We start from the raw sequence: 25564 nt of genomic DNA, 5'->3' as shown, positions 1-25564 counted from the left end.
AATGGTTATCAGTTATCAGTGACTGGTGACTGGTGGCTAGTGACTAGAATTGCTCCCCCAGATCCCGAGAGCCTCCCCAGCTCAAGAGCAGCCCTCTTCTCCCCTCTGCTCCCTAGCTTTTAGTAGGCGGCGCAAGAGATCGAGAGCGGTGCAGGCGCTGATATGGCGAATCAGAGCGCGATCGCGTCCAGTTCCGAAATGATTTTCAAAACTTTGAACCTTGCCATCGGCTCCCGCCAAACCGATGTACACTAAGCCAACCGGTTTGCTTGCCGTACCACCATCGGGTCCGGCAATTCCCGTGATGCTCAAACCCCAAGTCGTACCGAGACGCGATCGCACTCCTGCTGCCATTTGTTCGGCGACGATCGCGCTGACAGCGCCAAATTGACTCAAATCATCAGGATTAACGCCCAAAACAGAAATTTTTACTGCGTTGTCGTAGGAGATAACTCCCCCCCAGAAATATCTAGAACTACCTGGTATGTCCGTGAGCATCTGACCCAAGCCACCACCCGTGCAGGATTCCGCCACACTGAGAGTTTCTCCCGCCGCAGTTAACAATTTACCGACTGCCGAGGCTAAAGTTTCTTCGTCAGAACCGAAATAATTTAAGTCTCCAATTTCCTGCAATTGTCGAGCCACTGGAGCAATAATTTGCTGGGCTGTTTCTGGAGAAGTTGCTTTCACTGAGACACGCAACTTTACTTCTCCTTGGCTGGCATAAGGAGCTACGGTAGGGTTAGGCAGATTGAGAAAGGCTGCTGCTTTTTCTGCTAAAGCGGCTTCGGCAATCCCCCAAAATTTCAAAGTTTGGCTGTAAATAATTTCTCGACCGTAACCAAGAGTCTTAAGGTAAGGGACGGCGGTTTCTTGCCACATCTGCTGCATTTCTGACGGTACGCCAGGAAAGGTGAGGATTGCCACCCCAGATCGCGGTTGCCAGAGAATACCTGGGGCAGTTCCACCAGGATTGGGTAAAACTGCCGCACCTTGAGGTAGTAAGGCTTGCTTGCGATTGCTAGGAGACATTTTTCGCCCGCGTGCAGCATATTTGCGAGTAATGTCTTCAATAATTTCTTGGTGTTCTGCCAGCGGTACGCCAAAGAAATCGGCTAAAGTTTCGTGGGTTAGATCGTCGGGCGTAGGACCTAAACCGCCTGTAAAAATGAGAACTTGAGTCGAGTTATCCTGAGTTGATGTTCGTTCTAGAGCAACTTGAATCGCATGTTTGATTCTTGCAGGATTATCTCCCACTACAGTTTGATAGTAATGGGGAATTCCTAGATTTGCTAATTGCTGAGCTAAAAACTGCGCGTTGGTGTTGAGAATATCGCCCAGCAGTAATTCAGTTCCAACACAAATGATTTCGGCACTCATTGAATTTTAGATTTTAGATTTTGGATTTTGGATTGAATCCAAAATCCAAAATCCAGAATTTTATGCTAAAGCAGGTACGGGAACGTTGAGATGCGGGTAGAGGGGGAAGCGATCGCACAATGCCGCGACTCGGCGGCGACAGTCTTGCGCTACGGTATCATCTTGAGGATGTAGCAGGCGATCGGCGATAATATTGGCAATTTCGGTAAATTCTTCCGTACCCATGCCTCGTGTGGTCATGGCTGGGGACCCCAATCGGATACCACTTGTCACAAAAGGCGATTCTGTATCGAAGGGAACTGTATTCTTATTAGCGGTGATATTTGTTTCACCTAAAAGGCGATCGCCTTCTTTACCTGTCATGCCAATACAGCGCAAGTCAACCAGCATCAAATGATTTTCTGTACCGTTGGATACGAGTTTGAAGCCTCTGTTTTGTAATTGAGTAGCCATAGCTTTAGCATTTTCAATGACTTGGGCTGCATAAGTTTTGAATTGAGGCTGTAATGCTTCGCCAAAGGCAACTGCTTTCGCTGCGATGACGTGTTCCAAGGGTCCGCCTTGGCTACCAGGGAACACGGATTTATCTAATTTTTTACCCAGTTCGGGATCGCGAGTGAGAATTAATCCGCCTCTTGGTCCGCGCAAAGTTTTATGTGTGGTTGTCGTGACGACATCGCAATAGGGAATGGGGTTAGGATGCAAGCCAGTCGCAACCAAGCCAGCAATGTGAGCGATATCGGCTAATAAGTAAGCACCAACTTCATCGGCGATCGCTCTAAACTTTTCAAAGTCAATTATGCGTGGATAAGCAGAATAACCGCAAATGAGTAGCTTGGGACGATGTTGCAGCGCCAATTCCCGAATTTGGTCGTAGTCTAATTGTTCCGTCTGGGGATTCACGCCGTAATGGTGGACTTTGAACCACTTCCCAGAGAAATTTACGGGCGAACCGTGGGTTAAGTGTCCGCCGTGGGATAAATCCATCCCCATAATTGCGTCTCCTGGCTCTAGCAGAGTCATGAAGACGGCAAAATTAGCTTGAGCGCCAGAATGGGGTTGAACGTTGGCATGAGCCGCACCAAACAGTTGTTTGACGCGATCGATCGCTAATTGCTCGACGCGATCGATATATTCACAACCACCGTAATAACGCTTTCCAGGTAAGCCTTCAGCATATTTATTGGTCAATACCGAACCCTGGGCGGCTAAAACAGCAGCCGAGGTAAAGTTTTCACTAGCAATTAATTCTAAGTGGTCGCGCTGGCGCTGAAGTTCGCCGCTAATTAATTCAGCCACAACCGGATCGGAGGAAGCAAGTAAATCTAAGTTAGTCGAAGACACTGTGGTTAACCTTAAGCAATTTACACGACTGTACCTGTCTAGATTAATAGGAGCGATCGCGTTTTCCGAAACCACACCATCAATCAAAATTCGCGGACAGCATAACTCAACATAGATACTTTAACTCAATCATAGGGAGCAGGGAGCAGGGATAAGAGAGCTGAGGGAGCTGAGGGAGATGAGGGGGAGAAGGGGGACAAGGGAGCAACTACCCATTACCCATTACCAACTACCAACTACCAACTACTAACGCGGATATTAAGCTCTGTATGCCTTATAACACTCTTTATAAGTGACTAGCATAAAATTGACTTAAGGGATCGTAGGATATTCTGGAGGGATCTGGATGTTAGTGATTTTGATGGAAGATCGAATCCTTGCCCCTCAGCAAGTTTGCCAAAGCTGTTTGCTTGCCGATCGTGCTGGACAGCCACGTTGGAGACAAGGACAATTACGCTGTGGTCAAGCTGTACCTAAACTCTCGCCAGGACAACCAGATCAGTACGAATGTATGATGGGCTTCCGCATTGCCAATGTTGAATGATGGTAGCGCATCGCAAGTCGTAATTAACTAGTCACTGGTCATCGGTCGCTGGTCGCTGACAACTGAATAACTGTAAAACCTGCGCTATCCTGTGCATATGAAGAGTTAAATTCAAATAAATTCTTTTAGGAGAATAAATAATGGCTTGGCGCGGGTCTACTACGGTGCAAGAGCGAATCTTTGCTTGTTTACCATATTTACTGCCCTTGATGCATGGGTTTGCATTTGGTGTTTTCTTACTGCGAGAATTTCCAGTTCTACAATATCTATTTCTACCGCTGATACCTTTATTGCAAATATACAGTAGTATACCTTTTGCTAGTTTAATCGTCTTTTTTGCTTTATATCTATTGGTAGTTAGAAATGAAAGCATCAGCCACTTTATTCGTTTCAATACCATGCAAGCAATTTTAATTGATATTGTAATATTTTTGTGTGGGTTGGTGCTGCCAATTTTGGCTCCAATTCCTGGGGCTAGTTTTGCCACGCAGACTATAGCCAGTACAATTTTCCTTGGAATAGTGGCAGCTGTAGCGTTTGCTGTAACTCAGTCTCTAAGAGGAAAATATGCAGAAATTCCTGCTCTCTCTGATGCAGTTCATATGCAGGTGAGATAGATATTTTGTCATCGGTCATTAGGCATTGGTCATTGGCGATCTGAGTGCAAGAGACTTATCTATTTTCTAAAAGTCGATTGCACATTTTACTGCTTTTAACAATCTTGTTGCTTTAGTCATGAAAACATCATAAGTTTTGAATTGTCGATTCAGAATTCTCGTTGGCGTACCTTAAAATTACAGTATTTTCTAAGCGACCAATCCCTTCAATCTCAACGCGGATGCGATCGCCTGCATTCAGCACTCCTACCCCAGGAGGAGTTCCAGTCAAGACGACATCCCCAGGTAACAGCGTCATAACTTGACTGATGTAGGACACGAGGACAGATGGAGAATAGACCATTTCTTCGATGCTGGCAGATTGTACGGGTTGGGGATTATCGTTTAAAAATGTCTGTAGTTGGGCAGATGGATTGATTTCTCGGACGATCCAGGGACCAAGGGGGCAAAAGGTATCAAATCCTTTGGCTCGCGTCCACTGACTATCCTGCCTTTGTAAATCTCGCGCCGTGATATCGTTAGCGATCGTATAGCCCCAAATTTTTTTCTGCGCTTGTTCTGGCGTGCAATCTGAAGTGCGATCGCCAATCACTAAAGCTAATTCTCCTTCATAGTCTACCCGTCTCGACTGTTGCGGGTATTTAATTTCCGTCGCCGTGGCAATCACTGCTGAAGGTGGCTTCAGAAACAACAAAGGTTCCTTCGGTACACTTGAACCCATTTCTGCTGCATGTTCCACGTAGTTTTTACCCACTGCTACGATTTTGGAGGGAGCGCAAGGTGCGAGAATCTGATATTCATCTGGTGTTAAGCTTTCCTCCGTAGGCTGTCCTTGTAACCAAGGCGGAGCATCTAATAGCAGAACTTCCAAGCTAAGTTGGAGTATGCCGTAGTAGATGCGTCCCTCTAGAGATTGAACTCGAATGTAGCGTTGCGCCATAAAGTGTTATTAGATACCTGATCGTTTACTCTATCGTTTGAGCGTGAATTTTTGTGTTGATAGTTTTACAAAGCATTTTTTCGTTGGTTGTTGGTCGTTGGGAAGTGAGTCGTGAGTCGTGAGTGACAAGTGGCTAGACTCAATTCTTGTCACCGGTTCCACTAGCTACTAGCCACTAGCCACTGATAACTGATGACTACTTAATAGTTTGTGCGATCGCAATGTCAATCGATTTAAGAAATACAAATTCTGCTTGTGCCTCTATTTTGGTAGAAACATGGCGACGGCTGGGACTCAATACTGCTGTCATTTGTCCTGGTTCGCGTTCTACCCCACTGACAATCGCTTTCTTACAAGCCTCAGAAGTTGAGGCAATTTCCGTGTTAGATGAGCGTTCTGCTGCCTTTTTCGCCTTGGGAATTGCTAAACAAACGAGTAAACCTGTAGTTGTCGTCGTCACCTCCGGTACGGCTGGAGTTAACTGCTATCCCGCAATCGTGGAAGCAAGGGAAAGTCGAGTGCCTTTAATAGTTCTAACAGCCGATCGACCTCCTGAATTGAGACACTGTCATTCTGGACAAACGATCGATCAGTTAAAGTTATTTGGCTCTTATCCTAACTGGCAAGCAGAATTAGCTCTACCATCTTTAGAAATCTCGACGTTAAGATATTTACGCCAAACAGCGATTTATGCGTGGGAACGGGCGCTATACCCCGTCCCTGGAGTTATTCATCTCAATATACCTTTTCGCGACCCCCTCGCACCCATACCCGATGGCAATAATTCGGAATTTATTTCCTCTCAACTAGAATTAGAAGACTTTTTTGCTGGGATCGAAACCGGTTCCCGTGCGGACGCACATCTGTCCCTCCCTACAACTCCCGTACGAGTAGGTTTGTCCAAATTGTTGACGAGTCAAGAGATATCTGGGTTAAACCCACCCCTACCCGTCTCCTGGCAACAGCTCGAACGCGGTATCATCATTGCTGGTATTGCGCAACCACAGAACCCACGAGAATATTGTGGGGCGATCGCTCAACTTGCTAAAACAGTGAAATTCCCAGTTCTAGCAGAGGGGTTATCTCCAGCCAGAAATTATGCCGAACTCAATCCCTATCTCATTTCTACCTACGATTTAATTCTTCGGCAACCGCAGCTAGCAGATAAACTCAAGCCGGACGTGGTAATCCAAATTGGGGAATTGCCTACAAGTAAAGAGTTACGTAGTTGGCTCGATCGTACTCAACCGCAGCGTTGGATTGTCGATCCTAGCGACCAAAATCTAGACCCTCTACATGGCAAAACGACTCATTTGCGCCTTTGTGTAGAACAGCTAGCTCAAATCTATCCTACAAAGCCAAAGTTACCTAGCGACTATCTACAGCTATGGTGCGATTTAGAGACTAAGGTGAGAGGTGTTGTAGATGGGGCGATCGCCAACCTGAATCAGCCGTTTGAAGGTAAGGTAGCTTGGATGCTCTCTCAGATACTCCCCCCTGGCACGCCACTGTTTATTGCCAATAGTATGCCCGTGCGCGATGTAGAATTTTTTTGGATGCCTAGTAATTCTGGCGTGCGACCTTTTGTGAATCGAGGCGCAAATGGCATTGATGGCACTTTATCTACTGCTTTAGGAATTGCTCATCACAATCAAAGCAGTGTCATGCTAACTGGGGACCTAGCTTTATTGCACGATACTAATGGCTTTCTCATTGGTAAAAAACTTAAGGGTCATTTAACAATTGTGCTGATTAATAACAATGGTGGCGGAATTTTTGAAATGCTGCCAATTTCTCAGTTTGAACCACCCTTTGAAGAGTTTTTTGCTACGCCACAAGATATTGATTTCGCTTGCCTTTGTCAGACTTATGGTGTAGAACATGAGTTAATTGCGACTTGGGAAGATTTGCAACAAAGGCTAGAGTTTATACCAGCAAGGGGAATTCGAGTTTTAGAGTTGAGGACAAATAGAAAGGCTGATGCTCGATGGCGACAAGCGAATTTAGCAAAGTTTGTCCAAGGAATTTGAAGTTAGATATTGGTCATTTGTCCTTCGTCATTTGTCACTGATAACTGATAACTGATAACTGATGAAAAGAATTTCTGCTACCTTAGCGGTCTTAATTGCGATCGCAACAGCGCTTCCAACTCAGGCTCAAACAACCAGAGAGCCGAAGTATTTTCGCAGTAGTTTTTATAAAAACAACCCATCAGAATGTAAAATTTTTTATCCCGTTCCAGTTGGTGCAGTCCCTAGCCGCAAAGCAAAAGATGATACTTGCTTACCACCACCATTAGCAATTATTCCTGGATATGGTAAAGACTACACGCGCTTAATGAAAACAGGAATTCGGGCGGGAATTAGAGGTGATTACAATACGGCTTTAATTAACTTTCGTCGCGCTCAACAAATTGAGATTTCTAAAGACCATTTAGGCTACATTAACCGCGAGGCGTTGAGGGGAATTAATGGAGCGATGGTAGCCCAAAGATACCAATTAGAACCTCATCCAGTAAAAAGACTCACGCCAAAATTTTTTTGGTACTACTGGACTGGTACGGGCGATCGCGGTAACTGGGGTAGGAATATTATCGAGCGTCGATGATAAATCTTGCTGTTAGGGAGCATCCTACAAGTGTAAATTGCTCTTGCTTATCTGCTCCCTGCTATATTATTTTTCTAAAAATCAACCTGAAAAACTTAATAAATTTGAGAAAATCTTACCATCAACATCATTATTACAACTAACCCACTTATCCAAACCAATAGCGAACCCCAACTTAAAGAATTTTGGTTGAACTGCTGCGATACGCCTTGTACCAATCTATTTAAATTTGCCATATTATTTGTATACTCCGAAACTATGTATCTTATAATACTGAAGCCTTTTTGTATATTTGGATCGAAATAGTAATCAAACTTAGTTAATAGAAATAAAAGTTCAAATATAACTCAGGCTTTAATCCATAGATTTTCAGCTGAGGTAGCGCTGCTCGCTTTGAGACAGCCTTGGTTCACAAGGAGAAAGCAAGAGATGGTGGTATGTTGCCTTAGCACTATACAAAACGCATGTTTTTAAGTACAATTGTACTAAAAAATAAGAAAGTTAAGAATCCTGATGAAGTTCTCTAAACTCGATCTGGGTAATCTTGTAGCTGTCGGTCATTCAGATGGTTATTTAGGGCTGTTAATTGACCGAGGAGATGAGTTTGAGTTAGTGGAAGTTCCCGCCCCGATTGAAGCTTATGAAGGTTTGCAACACGTCAATTCTTTGGTCAATACCAATGCATTACCTGCTGCATCTGAACCTCTAAAAATGCTACCAGTTCAGTCTACAATGGCAACTTCAATTGGTTATAACTGCAACGATCGCATTTTACAAGTTGAGTTTAGCAGTGGCAGTATATATCAGTATGCAGATGTGGAACCGGAAACTTGGGAAGCTTTACAAGACACTGATTCTCTAGGAAGATTTTATAACAACAATATTAAAGGTCAATACGATTGCCAGCGAATTGACTATATCGATTGCGATTACAGCGAAGAAGAATGTTGCTAGGTTGTAATATTTAAATTTTTTGTGACTTTATGAGCTATTGAAAGGTAATAAAGGAAGATATAAACCGACCGACCTTTAGAAAATATCTCAACAATGGAAGTCTTAATTCGCCAGCTTCAAGAAAGCGAAATACCCGCAGCAGATCGCGTTTTCAGATTAGCTTTTGGCACTTTTATCGGATTGCCCGATCCAATGGAATTTGGAGGTGATGCAAACTTTATCCAAAGTCGCTGGCACGCAAATCCATCAGCAGCTTTTGCAGCGATCGCAGATAGAATTATAGGATCTAATTTAGTAACTCGGTGGGGTAGTTGTGCCTCTTTTGGTCCCCTTAGCGTTCATCCCGATTGGTGGAACCAAAAAATTGCCCAGCGTCTCATCGAACCAGTTGTAGAATGCTTCAATACATGGAATATTCAGCAGGCGGGTTTATTTACCTTTCCTAATAGTTCCAAGCACGAAACAGCTTTGTATTTAAAATTAGGTTTAACGCTTTTCTATCCATGCAACACGAGTTAATATCCAACCATCTTCCTCTTGAGTGCTAGCATTTCCTGCTACAGGATAGCCAAGTTGTTTGAGATATTGAACAACATCAAAAGTTTGTTGCTGACGACTGCGGTTACTGTAACTACTGATAATTAATCTCCCTCCCTGTTTCACAGTATTAAAAAGCTGCTGAATATAATCCGAATGTAACTGAGAAGGGACATATTCTAATAAGGTATGTATAAAATCATATTGAGTTGTCGATCGCCAGTATAAGGCATTAGCGATCGCAAAATTATTAGTAAAATCTGGTAGTCTCTGACACGCAAGTTCTATCAAGCGGGATGAAATATCTATTCCATAGGGAATCAACTGTATTTTTTGTTCGCTTGCCCATTGTATTAAGCTTTCTAGCAATAAACCATTGGCACAACCCACATCTAAAAAACTCCCGTTCTTGTTGACCGCCGTTAAAATTACCTCTCGTGCGCAGCGCCAGCGTGCGGGCGTACTTCCCCAACCTGACTGTTGGTAAGGATTGCTAGATGCAAGATACCAATTTTCGGTTTTTTGCTGTTCTTCCTTAAACCAGGAAGCAAGTCCATTAGCTTCAAGCATTGCGTAAGATAATTTGAGAGGGAAATATGCCTTCTACTCCTGCAAACTAGTTTTTTAGTAAAGTAAAGTTACGCCAAGTTTCATCATGACTAAGCTGATTGTCATCACGGGGGTAAGTCGCGGTTTGGGGCTTGCCATGACGGAAGGATTCATTCAAGCTGGACATACAGTTGTAGGTTGCGCCCGTTCTGAGGCAGCAGTAGCAAAACTATCTCAGCAGTATAATTCGCCGCACGATTTTATGGTAGTAGACGTTGCCGATAACCAGCAGGTGAAAACTTGGGCAGAACAAGTACTTTCGCGCCACGGCGTGCCAGATTTACTAATTAACAATGCAGCTATAATTAATCCTCTAGCCCCACTGTGGCAGATTCCTGTTGAAGAATTCGATCGCCTGATTGATGTCAACATCAAAGGAGTAGCAAACGTTATCCGTCACTTTGTCCCCGCCATGAAGGAGAAAAACCGGGGCATTATCGTTAACTTAAGTTCTGGTTGGGGTCGTTCCACTTCTCCAGAGGTTGCATCATACTGTGCGTCAAAATGGGCAATTGAGGGACTTACTAGGTCTTTGGCACAGGAATTACCCTCGGGAATGGCAGCGATTCCCCTCAACCCCGGCATCATTCATACAGATATGTTGGAAATTTGTTATGGAGAGGAGGCAGCGGCTTATACTGCGATCAAAGATTGGGTCAAGCAAGCCGTACCATTTCTACTTAAATTGAGTGCCAAGGATAATGGAATGCCGTTGACTGTTCCCGTTTGAGGAAGTCATGCATTCGTAGGGGCGGGTTTGCCAGCAATATTTGGTCGTAGTCAGAGATAATTGGTAAACACGCCCGTACAAAAGTCAAAACATTCAAAAATTGGGATTGAGATGTAACAACAGTTTGATATGAGTAAAATTTTAGATGTAACTCTTTCGATGGAAGTTGCCAAACGGATTAAGAGTAAAGCAACTAAGTGTTTTGATAACGCCTATAAAGCGGCGCTGTTGATAGAGGAATCGGTCTACGTACAGGGCTTTTTAGTCTTTGCCAGCGCGCCGTGTGAAATGGTAGAGTATGGCTGGCTCGAATTAGGCGATCGCATTATCGATCCGACGTTTCCCCATCTGGATCGCCACATTGAAACACTCTATTACTTTCCTGCCCAGCGCCTCACCGTGCCACAACTCAAGGCAACCATAGAAGAGTCAAAAGAAGATTACCCAGAAGACGACCCCTTACCAGTCTACGGAGAAGCCCCTTATGAGTATTATGGCGATGTCATGCTAGGTGGTGCTGATTATGCCGCAGCATTCAAAGACGCTGAGGCTAAGTGTCGAGAAATCGAGCAAACTGGGGAGTGGGGAGTCGGGAGTGGGGAGTAGGGGTGGGTTCACCAGCCATATTTGTTGGAGTCAGAGATGATTGGTGAACCCGCCCGTACAGGAATTGTTTAATTGTTTAGTAGCTATCGTTATCGTTAGCCATCTGCATTTCTAGTAGGTGGTTGGCGTGATTGAGTCGATTGGCGATCGCCTGTCGCCAGACGAGTTCCACTTCTGGATCTGCCAATACTTCTTGTGCCAGTTGTCTGTAAACAGCACTAGTAGCAGCATTAACCTGTTCCAGTAGTCTGAGGTTGTGATAGATAGTTCTGGGTGAAATTTTTGTCATATAGTGAGTGGCTGGTGGCTAGTGGCTGGTGGCTAGTGGCTGGACTCAATTCTTGTCACTAGCCACTAATCACTGATAACTGTTAAAAAGGTAAATCCGTGCTACCCATGAGGTAAAGGTCGCACTCGCGGGCTGCACCGCGACCCTCGTTGAATGCCCAAACGACTAAGCTTTGTCCGCGACGACAATCGCCAGCGGCGAAAACTCCAGGGATACTGGTAGCATACTTACCATAGTCGGCTTTGATATTGCTGCGGGGGTCGCGATCGAGTCCCAGGGCATCAATTAGGGGTTGTTCGGGTCCGAGGAAACCCATCGCCAGCAAGACGAGTTGGGCGGGTATGACTCTTTCCGTACCTGGGACTTGCTGTGGGACAAACTGCCCTTTGTCGTTTTTCGTCCACTCTATTTGTACCGTGTGGACGGCTTTGACGCAGCCGTTCTCGTCGCCCTCAAATTTGGTCGCAGTGGTGATGTATACGCGGGGGTCAGCGCCAAATTTAGCCGCAGCTTCTTCCTGTCCGTAATCCATTTTGTAGATTTTGGGATATTCGGGCCACGGGTTATTCGCGGCACGGGTGAGGGGTGGCTGAGGCATAATTTCCAATTGGACGATGCTGTTGCAACTGTGGCGGATTGACGTACCGACACAATCAGTTCCAGTATCGCCACCGCCAATAATTACCACATCTTTATCGGCAGCAGAGATGAAATTATCGCCTCTGCGGTTATCTAGAATTGCTTGGGTGTTGGCGGTGAGGAAATCCATTGCAAAGTGAATTCCCTTCAATTCTCGTCCTTCGATAGGTAAGTCGCGGGGTTTGGTCGCACCGACACAGAGAACTACAGCATCAAATTCTTTTAGGAGGGTTTCCGCAGAGATGTCTTTACCAATTTCGGTATTGCAAACAAATTTTACGCCTTCCTGTTCCAAAATATCGAGGCGGCGCTGGACGACTTCCCGCTTGTCGAGTTTCATGTTGGGGATACCATACATTAACAATCCGCCTGGGCGATCGGCGCGTTCAAATACCGTGACCCAATGTCCTGCTGTATTCAGTTGTGCTGCGGCACACAACCCCGCCGGACCCGAACCGACAACGGCAACTTTTTTCCCCGTGCGCTTTTCTGGAGGGTGCGGTTCGATCCAACCTGCTTCCCAACCTTTATCGGCGATCGCATTTTCAATATTTTTGATCGTTACGGGAGGGTTATTAATGCCCAGCACGCAAGCGCCTTCACACGGTGCGGGACAGACGCGCCCTGTAAATTCGGGGAAGTTGTTAGTTTTATGCAGGCGATCGAGGGCTTCGCGCCAAAGTCCGCGATAGATCAGGTCGTTCCACTCAGGAATTAAATTATTAATCGGACAACCGCTTGCCATGCCATTAATAACTGTACCCGTGTGGCAAAACGGTACGCCACAATCCATACAGCGCGCGCCTTGGGTTCGCAGTTTCTCCTCTGGCATATGGATGTGAAACTCGTCCCAGTTGTGGATGCGATCGACTGGCGCAACTTCCGATGCCACTTCACGGAGATATTCGATAAAGCCTGTTGGTTTGCCCATAGTTTAAAGGTGGTGCGTGGTGCGTGGTGCGTGAAAAAAAGAAGAGAGCAGAGGGAGAAAAGTCACTAGTAACTGGTCACTGGTCACTGGTCACTGGTCACTGAATTAGCTGCCGCCGATGCGGGAGACATCGCGGGCGTTTTCTTCAAAGGCGGCGGTGAGGGCGTCGTCACCACTTAAGCCGGATGCTAGGGCTTGTTTTATGGCTTGCAACACGCGCTTGTAATCCCGTGGCATGACTTTGACAAATTGCGGGATTGTCGCTTCCCAGTTGGCGAGAACTCGCTTTGCTTTCTGGCTGTCGGTATAGTCGGCGTGTTTCTGAATCATTTGCCGCACGATCGCGATTTCTTCTAGATCTTCGAGTCTTTCCAGTCCTACCATTTGCGTATTACAGCGAGTAGCAAAATCGCCTTTCTCGTCGAGAATATAGGCAACACCACCACTCATCCCTGCGGCAAAGTTACGTCCGGTCGTACCCAGGATGACCACTTTACCACCAGTCATGTATTCGCAACCGTGATCGCCTACGCCTTCCACAACGGTATTGACACCAGAGTTACGCACGCAGAAGCGTTCTCCGGCAACACCGGAAATATACGCCTCACCACTGGTTGCACCGTAAAAGGCAACATTCCCGATGATGATGTTTTCTTCTGAGACAAATGTAGACTCTACAGGTGGATAGACAATAATCTTGCCACCGCTAAGTCCTTTACCCAGGTAATCGTTGGCATCACCTTCGAGTTCGAGAGTTACGCCTTTGGGGACGAATGCACCGAAACTCTGCCCTGCACTACCTTGGAAATGTAGGTGTACGGTGTCTTCGGGTAAACCATCCCAATGACGTTTGCTGATTTCGTTTCCGAGAATCGTGCCGACGACGCGATTGATATTTTTAATCGGTAGAGTGGCTTTGATTGGTTTACCGTGTTCGATCGCCTCTTGACATAATTCCAGTAATACTGTCATGTCGAGGGACTGTTCTAACCCGTGATCTTGAGGAATTTGACAATAACGCCCGACTTCTGCACTTACTTGCGGCTGGTAGAGAATCTTTGACAAGTCGATGCCTTTTGCTTTCCAATGGGCGATCGCTTGTTTTGCTTCTAGTACGTCAGTGCGACCGACCATTTCATTCAAGCTGCGGAAACCGAGTTGTGCCATAATTTCTCGCACTTCTTGGGCGATAAACTTCATAAAGTTGACCGTGTGTTCTGGATCGCCCGTGAAGTTTTGCCGCAGTTGTGGGTCTTGTGTCGCTACCCCCACCGGACAGGTATTGAGGTGGCAGACGCGCATCATAATACAGCCGAGGGAAACGAGGGGTGCGGTAGAAAAACCAAACTCCTCTGCACCCAAAAGTGCTGCGACAACAACATCGCGCCCCGTCTTCATCTGTCCGTCTGTTTCGACAACGATGCGCGATCGCAGATTATTCAGCACCAAAGTTTGATGCGTCTCTGCTAACCCCAATTCCCAAGGTAGCCCCGCGTGCTTAATTGAAGTCTGTGGCGAAGCACCCGTACCACCATCAAAACCAGAAATCAATACCACATCAGCGTGCGCTTTGGCAACCCCTGCGGCAATTGTTCCCACGCCAACCTCAGAGACTAATTTGACGCTGACTCGTGCTTGACGATTGGCATTTTTCAAATCGTGAATTAACTCGGCAAGGTCTTCAATTGAATAAATATCGTGGTGTGGTGGGGGCGAAATCAGTCCTACCCCTGGCGTGGAGTGACGCACTTTGGCAATTGAGGGGTACACCTTGCGTCCGGGCAATTGTCCGCCTTCTCCTGGTTTTGCCCCTTGTGCCATCTTGATTTGAAGTTCCTTCGCTTGGGACAAATACAAGCTGGTTACGCCAAATCGACCGGAAGCCACTTGTTTGATGGCACTATTTTTCGAGTCACCGCGATCGTTCGTCCAGGTATATCTTTCTGGATCTTCGCCACCTTCCCCAGTATTAGATTTACCACCAATTCGGTTCATGGCGATCGCCAGGGTTTCATGCGCTTCTTTGGAAATTGAGCCATAACTCATCGCCCCTGTCTTGAAGCGTTTCATAATCGCCTCAATCGGTTCGACTTCTTCAATTGGGACTGGTTGACGTGCTTTGAATTGCAATAGTCCGCGCAGCGTGAAGAACTGCTGATTTTGCTCGTTTACCAGGGTGGCGTATTGCTTGTAACTGTCGTAATTTCCTTCACGGACGGCTTTTTGCAGCGTATGGATTGTCTGCGGACTAAATAGATGCGCTTCACCTTCTTTGCGCCATTGATATTCACCTCCAACATCCAGCGTATGTCCGTTGGTGGGACGATCTGGGAAGGCGTGAGCGTGACGTAAAATTGCTTCTTTGGCGATCGCTTCTATATCTATACCTTCAATCCGCGATGCCGTCCAGGTAAAATATTTGTCAATTACCGACTGATTTAAGCCGATGCTTTCAAAAATTTGCGCTCCACGATAGCTTTGCAGGGTAGAAATCCCAATTTTGGAGGCAACTTTAATCACACCCTTAGTTGCGGCTTTGACGTAGTTCTTACACGCAGTTTTGAAATCGACATCGAGTAGCGAACCTTGCTGAATTAAACTTTCAATCGTCTCAAAAGCCAAATAAGGATTAATTGCCCCACAACCGTAACCGAGTAACACGGCGTAATGATGTACCTCCCGTGGTTCTCCCGATTCCAGTACAATTCCTACCCGCGTGCGGGTTCCCGTGCGAATTAAGTGGTGATGCAAGCCGGATACTGCGAGCAATGCTGGGATGGGGGCATTATTTCGATCCACACCGCGATCGCTCAGGATAATAATATTGACACCAGATGCAATTGCTTTGTCTGCTTGGCTGCAAATTTCATCCAAAGCTGTTTCTAATCCCTTCACCTTATCTTTCGGATTGAATAGGATGGGAATCGTCACAGAACTGAAATTATCTTCATCAATATATTTCAGCTTTGCCAACTCTTCATTACTCAGAATCGGCGTTTTCAATTCAATTAAACGACAACTTTCTGGTTCTGGTTTGAGTAAGTTTCGTTCCGAACCAATTGTAGTTTCTGCCGAAGTAATAATTTCTTCGCGAATCGAATCAATCGGCGGGTTCGTCACCTGAGCAAACAGCTGTTGGAAGTAATCGTAAAGCAATTTGGGGCGATCGGATAAAACAGCCAACGGCGTATCCGCACCCATCGCACCTACTGCCTCAACTCCATCTTTTGCCATCGGAGTCAACAACAGCCGCAACTCCTCAAACGTATATCCAAATGCCATTTGGCGCTGAATGAGGGGTGAGGGGTAAGGGATTGAATTATCTTGTAGGGGCGCACGGCTGTGCGCCCCTACAATTCCCGCTAACGCCACCATATACTTATCCAACCATTCCCGATATGGATGTGCGGTGACGATTTGGTGTTTGATTTCTTCGTCGGCAATAATCCGTCCTTGTGCCATATCTACCAGAAACATTCTTCCTGGTTCCAAGCGCCCTTTTGACGCTACACGTTCTGGTTCAATTGGCAATACACCCGCTTCGGATGCCATGATTACCAAGTCGTCTTTGGTGACGTAATATCGTGACGGACGCAAGCCATTTCTATCGAGTACTGCGCCGATTGTCGTTCCATCGGTAAAGGCGATTGAGGCGGGACCATCCCACGGTTCCATTAAGCAGGAATGATATTTGTAAAATGCCTTTTTCTCCTCGCTCATCGACTCATGCGCCGTCCACGGTTCGGGGATCATCATCATTACTGCATGAGGGAGCGATCGCCCTGCCAGCGTAAGCAACTCTAGCACGTTGTCAAAGATCATTGAGTCGCTGCCGTCCATATTGATGACTGGCTTTAGCTTCTCTAAATCTGCGCCAAATAATTCTGACTCAAATAACGATTGCCGTGCGTGCATCCAGTTGATGTTACCGCGCAGGGTATTAATTTCACCATTATGAGCAATGTAGCGATAAGGATGCGATCGCTCCCAACTGGGGAATGTATTTGTACTAAAACGAGAGTGTACCAGTGCTAGAGCGCTTTCTAAATCTGGATCTTGCAAGTCGGGATAATAATGCCCTACTTGCACGGGCATTAACATTCCTTTATAAACAATTGTCCGACACGAAAGACTCGATGGATACCAATACGGATCTATCTGCGCGGTGCGAATTTCATTTTGAGAACGTCTGCGAATGACGTATAGTTTGCGATCGAAATCTGTTTCAGTGATTAAATTGTCAGCACGTTGGATGAAAACTTGCTGTACGAACGGTTCGCTAGCTTTAGCGGTGTTACCTAATGAGGAGTTATCTGTCGGTACGTCACGCCAACCGAGGACTTTTTGACCTTCCTCTGCCACAATTTTCTCAAATATCTGCCGACTCTGCTCCCTGACTGCGGCATCTGGCGCGCAATAGATGATACCAACGCCATAACATCCTGCTTCTGGCAGGTTAATATTTTCTGCGGCTGCGACTTTTTTGAGAAATTTATGCGGAACTTGCAAGAGAATTCCAGCGCCATCGCCTGTATTAATCTCGCTACCACACGCGCCACGGTGATTGAGATTTAACAGAATTGTGAGTGCTTGTTCTACAATTTCGTGCGATTGTTTGCCCTTCATATGAACGATGAATCCTACACCGCACGCATCATGCTCGAACTGTGGATCGTAGAGTCCCTGTTTTGGTGGTAGTTGATTGCTATTCATAATTGGCGATTTATCCGTGGCAATGAAGGGTCGTGATGAAATTGGCAGTCGGTAGTTGGAAGTTATTGACAGGAATATGGGGTGTAGGAAGTTTACACCTGATAGTAAAGGCGCATTCTAATTTGCATTCTCTAACGAGTAGAGATGTAAATGTTCGGCTCTTAAGGAAATTATTAGTTATCTGTTGTATTAGGGGCGCATAGCTATGCGCCCCTAATAATTTCTGAAACACTTGTTAACGAAAAATCTCAATTCTTTAAATTTCAATTCTTTAAATTTCACGATTGCAAAACCACTTGAATTAAATCAATTTTGGTTCCGATTTCCCTCTGAAGACAGCCTTCGCGATCGCGCGATCGCTAATTGACTAATTTTATTTTTGACTTCACAGGCAAAATCGACTCCTACAAGAAGCTTATTGTATCGATTCTTACGGGAAACGCGATCGCCTCTGATATTAATTTTCGTAACTATCTCAAGGTGAAAAAACTACCCTACTCTTTATGACATGACTCAATTGCATGTCAATATATACTGACATCGGAAAATGTCAAGACATTTGCACGCCGCGATCGACCAATAGCTGTTTAAAGGCTGCTGTAGAGCAGATGATAAATTTTGAACTTTGTGGGGATACTTCAACGATATAATTCGCTCTACATATTTATGAATATCTGTCTGGCTGGCAGAACAAGAAAGGTAGTTAAATTGTGCTGTCACCATGATGGACTTGAGGCGATGAACGACGACTTGCAATTGTTGGATGTCGCGTTCGGTAAATTGTCGTTGTTGAAGCGAACCAACGTGTAGAACCCCAACCATACCTTCTCGCATTGGTAGGGGAACGCCGACGAGCGATCGCAGTCCTTTCTGCCGTAAAATCGGACTGACAATCTCCTCCTCCAATAGATTGTGAGTCACCATTGACTTACTACTTGCAGCAATTCTACCTGCAATACCCCGACCTATAGGAATACGAATTTTTTGTGTAATTTCTTCTTCAAGTCCGACGGTAGCATATACGAGCAAATTTTTCCGATCTTCATCTGGTAGTAGGATTGTAGCAGTGTCTACAGACATATACTCTCGCAGCCATGCCAATAGCTTCGTGAAGGCGGTTGCCAGTTGTTGTCTGTTACCTACGTATTTTTCGCCCACAGCCACATTCCATCCCTTATAAGGGATGGGAAAGTTATCGTAGTCTGCCCACAAAACCATAGAACTACCCTAAATTGAAACCGAACTATAAATCTTAACTTGACAAAAATAACATTTTTTACTTAGGGTATTATACTCAGGTTCAAGCATATGTTCCTATGCCAAAAGTAGTACTTCTATTAGTTATCGGTGTAGAGACGTTACATGTAACGTCTCTACACTGAGTTGCGGAAGAGCGACTGGTTTGATAGAGAATCAAGTCTGAATCTTTTCTAATCTCGTACCGCAAGCTTTACAAAACCGAGCATCAGCATCGTGCAATGCTAACCCACAAGTAGGACAATTTGTCTCTACGCGATCTGATGTTTTGACTAATTGTTTAATTAAATCGCCTAATTGCCAAGGAATTAGGGCAATTCCGGTTAAAATCATCAGAACTGTGAGAAACCTTCCTGCTTGGGAAATAGGAGTTACGTCACCAAATCCTACAGTTGTCATCGTGACAACTGAGAAATACACTGCATCCAAAAAAGTATGAAATACTTTTGGATTGATAAAATGCTCGGCTTGATAAATCAAACCCGAATAAACAAAAACGATCGCAAATAAAGTAAACAATATCCTAGCAAAGATAACACTGTCTTCCGTCCCAATGCGACCAAATAAAGTTCTCCCTTGCAGAAAACGAACTAGTTTTAAAATACGAAACCATCGCAGCAAGCGGACGTAGCTAAAATTGATATCTATAAATCCTGAAAAAACTGGCAAAATTGCCATGAGATCGATAAAAGAATAAACGCTGAAAAAGTATTGCATTCTGTTTTCTACACACCAGAACCTCAGCAAATATTCCAAAGTAAAAATAAAGATGATTATCGTGTCAAAAAAATCGAGCAGACTGCGAACTTTAGGAGGAATCGAATAAGTGTCTGCAACAAAAATAGCAGAAGATAGTAGAACTAAACCTGTAATAATTAAAGTGGTTGTCCGACCTGCGGGCGTTTCAATATCTTCTAAATAAAATCCTACACGCTGTTTGAGTAACATGACACAGATGACACCTGAAGATTTTATGCGATTAGCTTTGGCAGAAGCAAAACAGGGCGATTCTCCTTACGGTGCTGTAATTGTCAAAGATAACGAAGTCGTAGCTAAAGGGTATAACACAGTCAAGCGAGATTGCGATCCTTCTGCTCATGCAGAAATGAATGTCATTCGTAGTTTAACAGCTAAAATTCAAACTCCGTCTTTAGAAGGATATACGATATACGCTACAGGTGAACCTTGCCCGATGTGCGCGAGTGTTTGCGTATGGGCTGGTGTATCAGAAATTATAATTGGGGCTTCAATTCAAGATTTGATCTCAGTGAACCAATCGCAGATCGATCTAGCATGTGATGAGATAATTGCTAAGTCTTTTAGAAATATTAAAGTGACAAAAGGCGTGTTGCGAGAGGAGTGTGTGAAATTATTTAAATAAAAAAGTATTCGCAAAAATTGCAGCTTGAGTGCGATCGCGCAGATTCAATCGATTTAAAATATTCGTAACGTGATTTTTGACGGTTCCTTCAGAAATAAATAGTTTCTGAGCAATTTCGCGATTATTTGCCCCAGCTGCAATTAATTGTAAAATTTCTAATTCTCTAGGCGTGAGTTCTTGCAGCACTGGTGGAGGGGGAGGTTTTGGTACAGACAGAGGAGATACCAAGAGTTTTTTCACAATTCCCGGTCCCAATTGCGTATATCCTTTATGTACGGCATGAATTGCTATGGCTAATTCCTCTGAAGGTGTATCTTTGAGTAAGTAACCCATAGCTCCGTGAGCGATCGCGGCTTGTACGTATTCGTCATCGTCAAAAGTCGTTAAAACTAAAACTTTTATCTGCGGAAGTTTTTGCAAAATTTCTCGCGTTGCTGCAACGCCATCCATCAACGGCATCCGAATATCCATTAATATGATATCTGGGTGTAATTCTTGAGCTAATTGCACTGCAAGTTGTCCATTTTCTGCTTCACCAACGACGGTTAATTCAGGATCTAGTTCCAATAATGCTTTCAATCCTTGGCGAATTAAGCTTTGATCGTCTACTACTAAGATTTGGATCATTTGAATTAGAAAGATAGTAAAGGGAGCAGGGAGCAGAGGGGAAAAGAGAGACAAGGAAGAAGTCAAAGTCATTTTTCTCCCTCAGCAACCTTGCGCTCCCGATCGCTCCCTCAGCTCTCTTCCTACCCTCGCTCCTCACTACATTCTAAGTTTCTTCATTGGTAATTTGACATTGGCGTAACAACTCTGATAATTCCTCTGTAAAAATCTTGGAGTAGGGAAGTTGACTTAACATAGAAATTTCCTCAGCACAGGCTGTTTGAATAATTGCTAAACAGCGATCGCGTTGCGCGCCAGGTGTGAGATTCTTGAGAATATTAATCGCGATATTCAGTTTCGGTACAGTACTAGACAAATTTTGCTGTAATTGCTGCAAGACTTCATCTTTTGTTTCAATATACTGTTGTAGCTCTTGTACTCTTTGTTTAAGCGCTTCTGCTCTTTTGTATTCTGCTTGGTATTGTTGTGCCACCGCTTGCTGTTTTGCTAGCCGAGTGGTAACTGCTCCTAATAATTCTTCCCTAGTAAAAGGTTTAGTTAAATAATCATCTGCTCCTAACTCCATGCCTTGACGGACATTTGCTTTATCAGCCATTGCTGTGAGAAAAACAAAAGGAATTGTAGCTGTTGTTGCTTCTTCCCGTAGAGCAGCGAGTACCTCATAGCCGTCAATTTCTGGCATCATGACATCGCAAATAATTAAGTCTGGTAAATACTGCTGCGCCCACAGCGCTCCCATCAAACCATTTTCTGAACTAGCAACGTCAAAGTCTTCTGACTCTAGCAGTTCTACGAGATTATTTCTAACATCTGGTTCGTCTTCAATCACAAGAATTTTAGCCATGTTTTTGTACCTATACCTGCTTGTTTAAAGGAAGTACTACAGTGAAAATCGTGCCTAAGCCAACTGAACTTTCAACTGCAATTTTGCCATCGTGTAAATCGATTGATTTTTTCACGATCGCTAAACCGAGTCCTGTCCCAGAAATATTTCCGACGTTACTAGCACGGTGGAAACTACTAAAAATTTCTGCTTGCTCTGCTAAGGGAATACCAATTCCTCGATCTCGAACCCGAAAAATAACTGTGTCGCATTCGTTAGTTAATTCAAAATTAACTGGACTGTCGGCAGGGGAATATTTAACAGCATTGGAAAGGAGATTGATAAAAATATGACGTAGCAATTTTTCATCCATCATTCCCGTAATCCGCTCATCTGCGTGACACTGAAAAATAATTTGGCGATCGCTAGCCGTTAATTGAATTGCTTCAACAATTTCGTGACAAAATTGTTTGAGGTCGATGAGTAGGGGTTTAAATTCTAATTTACCAGCCTCGGCTTTACCAATTAAGAGTACGTCATTTAATAATTGAGTCATGTGTTTTACAGATGTTTGAATTCTTTGTAAATGATTTAGTTTTCGATCTTCACTCCATTTATGACTGTAGTGTTCGAGCAATTCTGAAGAAGATAAAATCGTTGCTAGAGGCGTGCGAAATTCATGGGAAGCCATCGTTACAAACCGCGATTTGAGTTCTCCTAGCTCTTTCTCTTTTTCTAAAGCAAGGCGAATTTCTGCTTCCGTTCGCTTGCGATCGGTAATATCGCGAACGATTGCCATGACTTCATTTTCAGCACTGACAGCAAGGCGTAATTCGTAATCTCTGAATTCATCATTTACAATCAGCTGACATTCTAAAATTTGCACTTCATTAGTAAATAAAGTACGTTTTATACAACTATCAAATGCTTTGGCAATTTCAGCAGGAAATACTTCAGACAAATGTTTACCTAAAAATTCATGTGCTGGTAGGTGCAAGCGATCGCCTTTTGCGGCTTTGAAGTTGACAAAAACTCCCGAACGATTGATGCGAAACATCAAGTCTGGGATCGCATTGAGTAAAGCTCTATTTGTTGCCATACTGGAACGTAGGGCATCTTCAGCGCGTTTGCGTTCGGTAATATCGGTAGAAATTCCACAAATCGCATAAGGTTCACCGCGTTCGTTATAGAGAGGAAATTTAATGGAAAGATAGGTATGTAAACCGTCATCCTCATGTGGTAACAGTTCTTCCCAATCAATTGGAGATTTAGCAGCTATAACTTTTCGATCGTTTTGCTGTAAAACAGCAGCAATTTCTGGAGGGAAAACGTCGTAGTCAGTTTTTCCTTTTACCCCAGCGCGATCGGGATAGAATAGAAGGCTAAACCAGACATTGACGAGTAAATATTTTCCATCTAAATCTTTGATATAAATTAGTGCTGTGGAATTATCTAAAATTGCTTGCAGCCATGCTTGACTTTGATATAGTGCTGCTTCTGCTTGTTGGCGTTGTAATAAAGTGCCTAGCTGAACAGCAATAGTTGCAACCAACTCGATTAAATGGGTATTTTCTGCGCAAGATGCAAACATGAAAAATACCAACACCGCTAGGACGCGATCGCCACTATCAACAATTGGCATACCCAACGCCGTTTTGAATCCAACTCGATCTGCAAAGGATTTGCGTAAAAATATGGTTTCTGGTTCCTGAGAAATGTGCAACCACTCAGGACGCTTTGACACCCAAACACGCCCAGGTAAACCGATATTGGCAGCAAATTTATATCCTTCGCTGCTGTGGCGAAATTGCTCTAAGCTTGGGTCGGCACTGTACCAAGCAGGGCTACATGTTAAATTTCGATCGTCAGAACTGGGAGTCCATGCTTCACCAAATTGCCAGCCAGTAAACTGACAGATTTTTTCTAGCGCGATCGCTAATGCAGAGTGAAAATCGTGAGATTCATTAATAAACTGGGTAATGCCATGCAAAAATCGAACTTCTGCCTCTGCCCGCTGGTGTGCTGCAACTTGAAGCTGTAATTGTTCGTTGATTTGTTTCAGTTGACTAATAGTTGCGCTCAGGGATTTAGGGGTTGGCTCTTGATTCATGATTTCTTGCCCAATTGCTAACCAAAGATGATAGTAATGGATGCAGTTTTGCGATCGCTGTTATTAGCAATAAGGTCTACGAGTCAAAAAAGTTTGCGAACTTCCTACTATACTGATTTGATGCATAAAAATTGCAACCTAGATCGATATAGTTATCATTCCCAATATCAGATGAGAACTAACAGAAAAAGTTTGAATATTCAAATTTCATTTATGTCTTATATTGATGTCTGAGGCTAAGAATAGCGAATTTACAAATATCAAAAAGTATTTCTTTAGATAGATGTATATGAAATTATCAAGTGATAGATGACGTAACTTATAGTAATTTTGAATAATCGAAGATCCCCCAACCCCCTTAAAAAGGGGGCTTTATTTCCCCCCTTTTTAAGGGGGACTAGGGGGAGACTTGCCTGAACCAAAAATTATTGTATGAGTTAGCTATGACTGAGCGATCGCAGCTAACTTTAGCAGCAGAGTCAAACAGAATTGTTGCACTACTTTCTAGAACATAATCTAGGATTGTGGCTGAATTCTAGACGAAAGGTTTGATTCACGGGAGCAGCCGACTTGGTGAATGGATAGCGTTTGACATAGCGAATCGCAGCTTGTTGTACGGCGCTAGGACTATCTTTAGAAATCACGTCGGGTCCAATCACAATTTTGCCCGTGGGATCGGTTAGTGCTGCAATAATCGCTTCGCCGCCATTGAGTTTTTTATTACATACAGGAACTCGTTTGCGGATTGGCGCAGCCGTGACAAATTGCGGATAAGCTTGTTGGACTTTTTGATACTGTTGCTGCAAGGCTTCAATTTGAGCAATTGTCTGCGTAGATCCCGATTCGGGTTTAAAGTCAGGTCGAGCGCCGATCGGTCGGGCAAGACGTTGCTGAAGTGCTGCCAAACGGGAGGCGCGATCGCTATTTGGATTCGTCGCGGGAGGGGTAGTCGGTGTGGGATTAGATTGACGCTGTTGTCGCTGTTGGAGTATGGCTGCGAGGCGAGAGGCGCGATCGCTATTCGGATTTGTCGCTGGCGGGTTAGTCGGTGCGGGATTAGATTGACGCTGTTGTAAAGAGGCTGCTAAGCGAGAGGCACGTTCCTCGCGTTCTTTGGCTCGTTGAACTTGCTGTTGCGCTGCTGCGTCCAAAAGCCGTTCGCGATCGCTCGTTGGGGAAGTATCGGCTTTACTGCGATTTGCTGCCAACCGTTGCGCCAGGGCATTTTGCCGTGCCATCCTTTCTTGTTGAGCGCGATCGGGTGAATTTTTGGGTGGTTGGGCTATTGGTGGACTTGGCTGCAAATTTTGCGTTGGAGGCAGATCGGGAATCGGTGGTAAGGCATTAGCTGGCGGCGCTAATTGCCGCATTTGGATATTTTGATTTGCTTGGTTTGGCTGTGGTGCTGGGGGTTGTCCAAAAGGATTTTGCGAGAGTAAATTTTGAGGTGGCGGTGGTAAGGGGATAGGCGCAGGTGGAGGTAATGAATCGCTACTGGGCATTTGGTACATTGGCGTAGTCCCAGGCGGTGGTGGTAAAAAAGGTGATGGTGCGGGCAGAGGGGGTAAGATTTCTGACTGAAAACCCTGAGCAGGCGCAGGCGCTTGCTGTTGAGCAGTATTGACAGGCGGGATGACAGATGGATCTGCTGCTACTTGCGGTACGCGGCTGCGTTCTTCGGGAGACAACTCCACGACTCCGATACTACTCTGTAAATCAACTTCTTGCGGATCTAGCGAGACAAAAGGCAGCCCTACCAATAGTAGGGTGTGAATGCCGAGCGAACCCAAAATTGCCAGTCCATTTGTCGATCGCCATGCTTCAGGTAAAGCTTGAACTAGAGAGGAAGTAGACATCAGTAATTAGGGAGTAGGGGAGACAAGGGGGACAAGGGGGATTAGGGGGACAAGGGGGACAAGGAGGACA

General features: G+C 44.7%; 22 protein-coding genes. 9 read left to right on the top strand and 13 right to left on the bottom strand.

The genetic code is table 11. From position 1 onward, the window contains the following. Positions 1–81: 81 nt before the first annotated feature. Entirely contained in the window at positions 82–1380 is a 1299-nt protein-coding gene (locus DSM107010_RS28175; RefSeq protein WP_127024479.1) for a competence/damage-inducible protein A, read from the bottom strand. Between the two features lie 60 nt (positions 1381–1440). After that, positions 1441–2724 carry a serine hydroxymethyltransferase gene (gene glyA / locus DSM107010_RS28170; protein ID WP_127024476.1) on the bottom strand — a complete coding sequence of 428 codons (1284 nt, stop codon included), beginning with the start codon at positions 2722–2724 and terminating at the stop codon, positions 1441–1443. 346 nt (positions 2725–3070) lie between these two features. Between glyA and DSM107010_RS28165 the strand changes: the two genes are divergently transcribed. Beyond that, a complete protein-coding gene (locus DSM107010_RS28165; protein ID WP_015155083.1) occupies positions 3071–3268 on the top strand; it encodes a hypothetical protein in 198 nt (65 codons plus the stop codon). A gap of 140 nt (positions 3269–3408) precedes the next feature. Then, the gene (locus tag DSM107010_RS28160) at positions 3409–3885 is read left to right on the top strand and encodes a Tic20 family protein (RefSeq protein WP_015155082.1); all 477 of its coding nucleotides are present in this window, start codon (positions 3409–3411) and stop codon (positions 3883–3885) included. A gap of 127 nt (positions 3886–4012) precedes the next feature. On the opposite strand, the gene DSM107010_RS28155 is transcribed toward DSM107010_RS28160, so the two are convergent. Next, a complete protein-coding gene (locus DSM107010_RS28155) occupies positions 4013–4825 on the bottom strand; it encodes a fumarylacetoacetate hydrolase family protein (RefSeq protein WP_015155081.1) in 813 nt (270 codons plus the stop codon). Positions 4826–5046: 221 nt separating this feature from the next. Between DSM107010_RS28155 and menD the strand changes: the two genes are divergently transcribed. The 4 genes from menD (at position 5047) to DSM107010_RS28135 (ending at position 8905) form a co-directional block, all read left to right on the top strand. Then, a complete protein-coding gene (gene menD / locus DSM107010_RS28150) occupies positions 5047–6855 on the top strand; it encodes a 2-succinyl-5-enolpyruvyl-6-hydroxy-3-cyclohexene-1-carboxylic-acid synthase (RefSeq protein ID WP_106168792.1) in 1809 nt (602 codons plus the stop codon). A gap of 61 nt (positions 6856–6916) precedes the next feature. Then, positions 6917–7432, top strand: coding sequence for a hypothetical protein (locus DSM107010_RS28145; RefSeq protein ID WP_015155079.1), 516 nt, complete (start codon positions 6917–6919; stop codon positions 7430–7432). 513 nt (positions 7433–7945) lie between these two features. Then, positions 7946–8386: a KTSC domain-containing protein gene (locus tag DSM107010_RS28140; protein ID WP_106168793.1), complete on the top strand. Its 441-nt coding sequence runs from the start codon at positions 7946–7948 to the stop codon at positions 8384–8386. Between the two features lie 93 nt (positions 8387–8479). Further along, the gene (locus tag DSM107010_RS28135) at positions 8480–8905 is read left to right on the top strand and encodes a GNAT family N-acetyltransferase (RefSeq protein ID WP_015155076.1); all 426 of its coding nucleotides are present in this window, start codon (positions 8480–8482) and stop codon (positions 8903–8905) included. Here DSM107010_RS28135 and DSM107010_RS28130 read toward each other — a convergent pair. Further along, complete coding sequence (locus DSM107010_RS28130) at positions 8873–9493, bottom strand: class I SAM-dependent methyltransferase (protein ID WP_106168794.1); 621 nt, start codon at positions 9491–9493, stop codon at positions 8873–8875. The two genes, DSM107010_RS28135 and DSM107010_RS28130, sit on opposite strands and share 33 nt — an antisense overlap. Before the next feature lie 85 nt (positions 9494–9578). Here DSM107010_RS28130 and DSM107010_RS28125 point away from each other — a divergent pair, with 85 nt between their 5' ends. Together DSM107010_RS28125 and DSM107010_RS28120 are read left to right on the top strand one after the other, a co-directional pair. Continuing rightward, positions 9579–10262, top strand: a complete 684-nt coding sequence (locus DSM107010_RS28125; protein WP_106168795.1) for an SDR family oxidoreductase — start codon at positions 9579–9581, stop codon at positions 10260–10262. Between the two features lie 129 nt (positions 10263–10391). After that, entirely contained in the window at positions 10392–10868 is a 477-nt protein-coding gene (locus DSM107010_RS28120) for a hypothetical protein (RefSeq protein ID WP_127024473.1), read from the top strand. Between the two features lie 76 nt (positions 10869–10944). Here the strand turns inward: DSM107010_RS28120 and DSM107010_RS28115 are convergent, their stop codons facing one another. The 5 genes from DSM107010_RS28115 to DSM107010_RS28095 form a co-directional block, all read right to left on the bottom strand. Further along, entirely contained in the window at positions 10945–11157 is a 213-nt protein-coding gene (locus DSM107010_RS28115; RefSeq protein ID WP_015155072.1) for a hypothetical protein, read from the bottom strand. 82 nt (positions 11158–11239) lie between these two features. Beyond that, positions 11240–12727, bottom strand: coding sequence for a glutamate synthase small subunit (gene gltD / locus DSM107010_RS28110; protein ID WP_015155071.1), 1488 nt, complete (start codon positions 12725–12727; stop codon positions 11240–11242). Positions 12728–12832: 105 nt separating this feature from the next. After that, positions 12833–17440, bottom strand: coding sequence for a glutamate synthase large subunit (gltB, locus tag DSM107010_RS28105; protein ID WP_127024470.1), 4608 nt, complete (start codon positions 17438–17440; stop codon positions 12833–12835). A gap of 513 nt (positions 17441–17953) precedes the next feature. Next, positions 17954–18658, bottom strand: a complete 705-nt coding sequence (locus DSM107010_RS28100) for a GAF domain-containing protein (RefSeq protein ID WP_106169547.1) — start codon at positions 18656–18658, stop codon at positions 17954–17956. Positions 18659–18853: 195 nt separating this feature from the next. Continuing rightward, positions 18854–19645: an ion transporter gene (locus DSM107010_RS28095; RefSeq protein WP_106169546.1), complete on the bottom strand. Its 792-nt coding sequence runs from the start codon at positions 19643–19645 to the stop codon at positions 18854–18856. Positions 19646–19652: 7 nt separating this feature from the next. On the opposite strand from DSM107010_RS28095, the gene DSM107010_RS28090 reads away from it, so the two are divergent. Then, entirely contained in the window at positions 19653–20078 is a 426-nt protein-coding gene (locus tag DSM107010_RS28090; protein ID WP_106169548.1) for a nucleoside deaminase, read from the top strand. Here DSM107010_RS28090 and DSM107010_RS28085 read toward each other — a convergent pair. From DSM107010_RS28085 to DSM107010_RS28070, 4 genes are all read right to left on the bottom strand, one after another. After that, positions 20067–20705 (bottom strand): response regulator, encoded by a 639-nt coding sequence (locus tag DSM107010_RS28085; RefSeq protein ID WP_106169549.1) that lies wholly within the window; start codon positions 20703–20705, stop codon positions 20067–20069. The genes DSM107010_RS28090 and DSM107010_RS28085 overlap by 12 nt on opposite strands. A gap of 145 nt (positions 20706–20850) precedes the next feature. Further along, on the bottom strand, positions 20851–21549 hold the full coding sequence (locus tag DSM107010_RS28080; protein WP_015155065.1) for a response regulator: 699 nt from the start codon (positions 21547–21549) through the stop codon (positions 20851–20853). 10 nt (positions 21550–21559) lie between these two features. After that, positions 21560–23638 (bottom strand): sensor histidine kinase, encoded by a 2079-nt coding sequence (locus DSM107010_RS28075; RefSeq protein ID WP_106170378.1) that lies wholly within the window; start codon positions 23636–23638, stop codon positions 21560–21562. Between the two features lie 497 nt (positions 23639–24135). Further along, complete coding sequence (locus DSM107010_RS28070; protein WP_127024467.1) at positions 24136–25494, bottom strand: hypothetical protein; 1359 nt, start codon at positions 25492–25494, stop codon at positions 24136–24138. Between the last annotated feature and the right edge of the window lie 70 nt (positions 25495–25564).

It is taken from the genome of Chroococcidiopsis cubana SAG 39.79 (assembly GCF_003991895.1).
Classification (GTDB): domain Bacteria; phylum Cyanobacteriota; class Cyanobacteriia; order Cyanobacteriales; family Chroococcidiopsidaceae; genus Chroococcidiopsis; species Chroococcidiopsis thermalis.
This window is presented reverse-complemented; position numbering and strand designations above follow the sequence as displayed.

What these genes read in the sequence shown, in the direction of transcription:
- DSM107010_RS28175 (WP_127024479.1), bottom strand. Translation starts at nt 1,380, where the DNA reads ATGAGTGCCGAAATCATTTGTGTTGGAACTGAATTACTGCTGGGCGAT.
- DSM107010_RS28165 (WP_015155083.1), top strand. Translation starts at nt 3,071, where the DNA reads ATGTTAGTGATTTTGATGGAAGATCGAATCCTTGCCCCTCAGCAAGTT.
- DSM107010_RS28160 (WP_015155082.1), top strand. Translation starts at nt 3,409, where the DNA reads ATGGCTTGGCGCGGGTCTACTACGGTGCAAGAGCGAATCTTTGCTTGT.
- DSM107010_RS28155 (WP_015155081.1), bottom strand. Translation starts at nt 4,825, where the DNA reads ATGGCGCAACGCTACATTCGAGTTCAATCTCTAGAGGGACGCATCTAC.
- menD (WP_106168792.1), top strand. Translation starts at nt 5,047, where the DNA reads ATGTCAATCGATTTAAGAAATACAAATTCTGCTTGTGCCTCTATTTTG.
- DSM107010_RS28145 (WP_015155079.1), top strand. Translation starts at nt 6,917, where the DNA reads ATGAAAAGAATTTCTGCTACCTTAGCGGTCTTAATTGCGATCGCAACA.
- DSM107010_RS28140 (WP_106168793.1), top strand. Translation starts at nt 7,946, where the DNA reads ATGAAGTTCTCTAAACTCGATCTGGGTAATCTTGTAGCTGTCGGTCAT.
- DSM107010_RS28135 (WP_015155076.1), top strand. Translation starts at nt 8,480, where the DNA reads ATGGAAGTCTTAATTCGCCAGCTTCAAGAAAGCGAAATACCCGCAGCA.
- DSM107010_RS28130 (WP_106168794.1), bottom strand. Translation starts at nt 9,493, where the DNA reads ATGCTTGAAGCTAATGGACTTGCTTCCTGGTTTAAGGAAGAACAGCAA.
- DSM107010_RS28125 (WP_106168795.1), top strand. Translation starts at nt 9,579, where the DNA reads ATGACTAAGCTGATTGTCATCACGGGGGTAAGTCGCGGTTTGGGGCTT.
- DSM107010_RS28120 (WP_127024473.1), top strand. Translation starts at nt 10,392, where the DNA reads ATGAGTAAAATTTTAGATGTAACTCTTTCGATGGAAGTTGCCAAACGG.
- DSM107010_RS28115 (WP_015155072.1), bottom strand. Translation starts at nt 11,157, where the DNA reads ATGACAAAAATTTCACCCAGAACTATCTATCACAACCTCAGACTACTG.
- gltD (WP_015155071.1), bottom strand. Translation starts at nt 12,727, where the DNA reads ATGGGCAAACCAACAGGCTTTATCGAATATCTCCGTGAAGTGGCATCG.
- gltB (WP_127024470.1), bottom strand. Translation starts at nt 17,440, where the DNA reads ATGAATAGCAATCAACTACCACCAAAACAGGGACTCTACGATCCACAG.
- DSM107010_RS28100 (WP_106169547.1), bottom strand. Translation starts at nt 18,658, where the DNA reads ATGGTTTTGTGGGCAGACTACGATAACTTTCCCATCCCTTATAAGGGA.
- DSM107010_RS28095 (WP_106169546.1), bottom strand. Translation starts at nt 19,645, where the DNA reads ATGTTACTCAAACAGCGTGTAGGATTTTATTTAGAAGATATTGAAACG.
- DSM107010_RS28090 (WP_106169548.1), top strand. Translation starts at nt 19,653, where the DNA reads ATGACACCTGAAGATTTTATGCGATTAGCTTTGGCAGAAGCAAAACAG.
- DSM107010_RS28085 (WP_106169549.1), bottom strand. Translation starts at nt 20,705, where the DNA reads ATGATCCAAATCTTAGTAGTAGACGATCAAAGCTTAATTCGCCAAGGA.
- DSM107010_RS28080 (WP_015155065.1), bottom strand. Translation starts at nt 21,549, where the DNA reads ATGGCTAAAATTCTTGTGATTGAAGACGAACCAGATGTTAGAAATAAT.
- DSM107010_RS28075 (WP_106170378.1), bottom strand. Translation starts at nt 23,638, where the DNA reads ATGAATCAAGAGCCAACCCCTAAATCCCTGAGCGCAACTATTAGTCAA.
- DSM107010_RS28070 (WP_127024467.1), bottom strand. Translation starts at nt 25,494, where the DNA reads ATGTCTACTTCCTCTCTAGTTCAAGCTTTACCTGAAGCATGGCGATCG.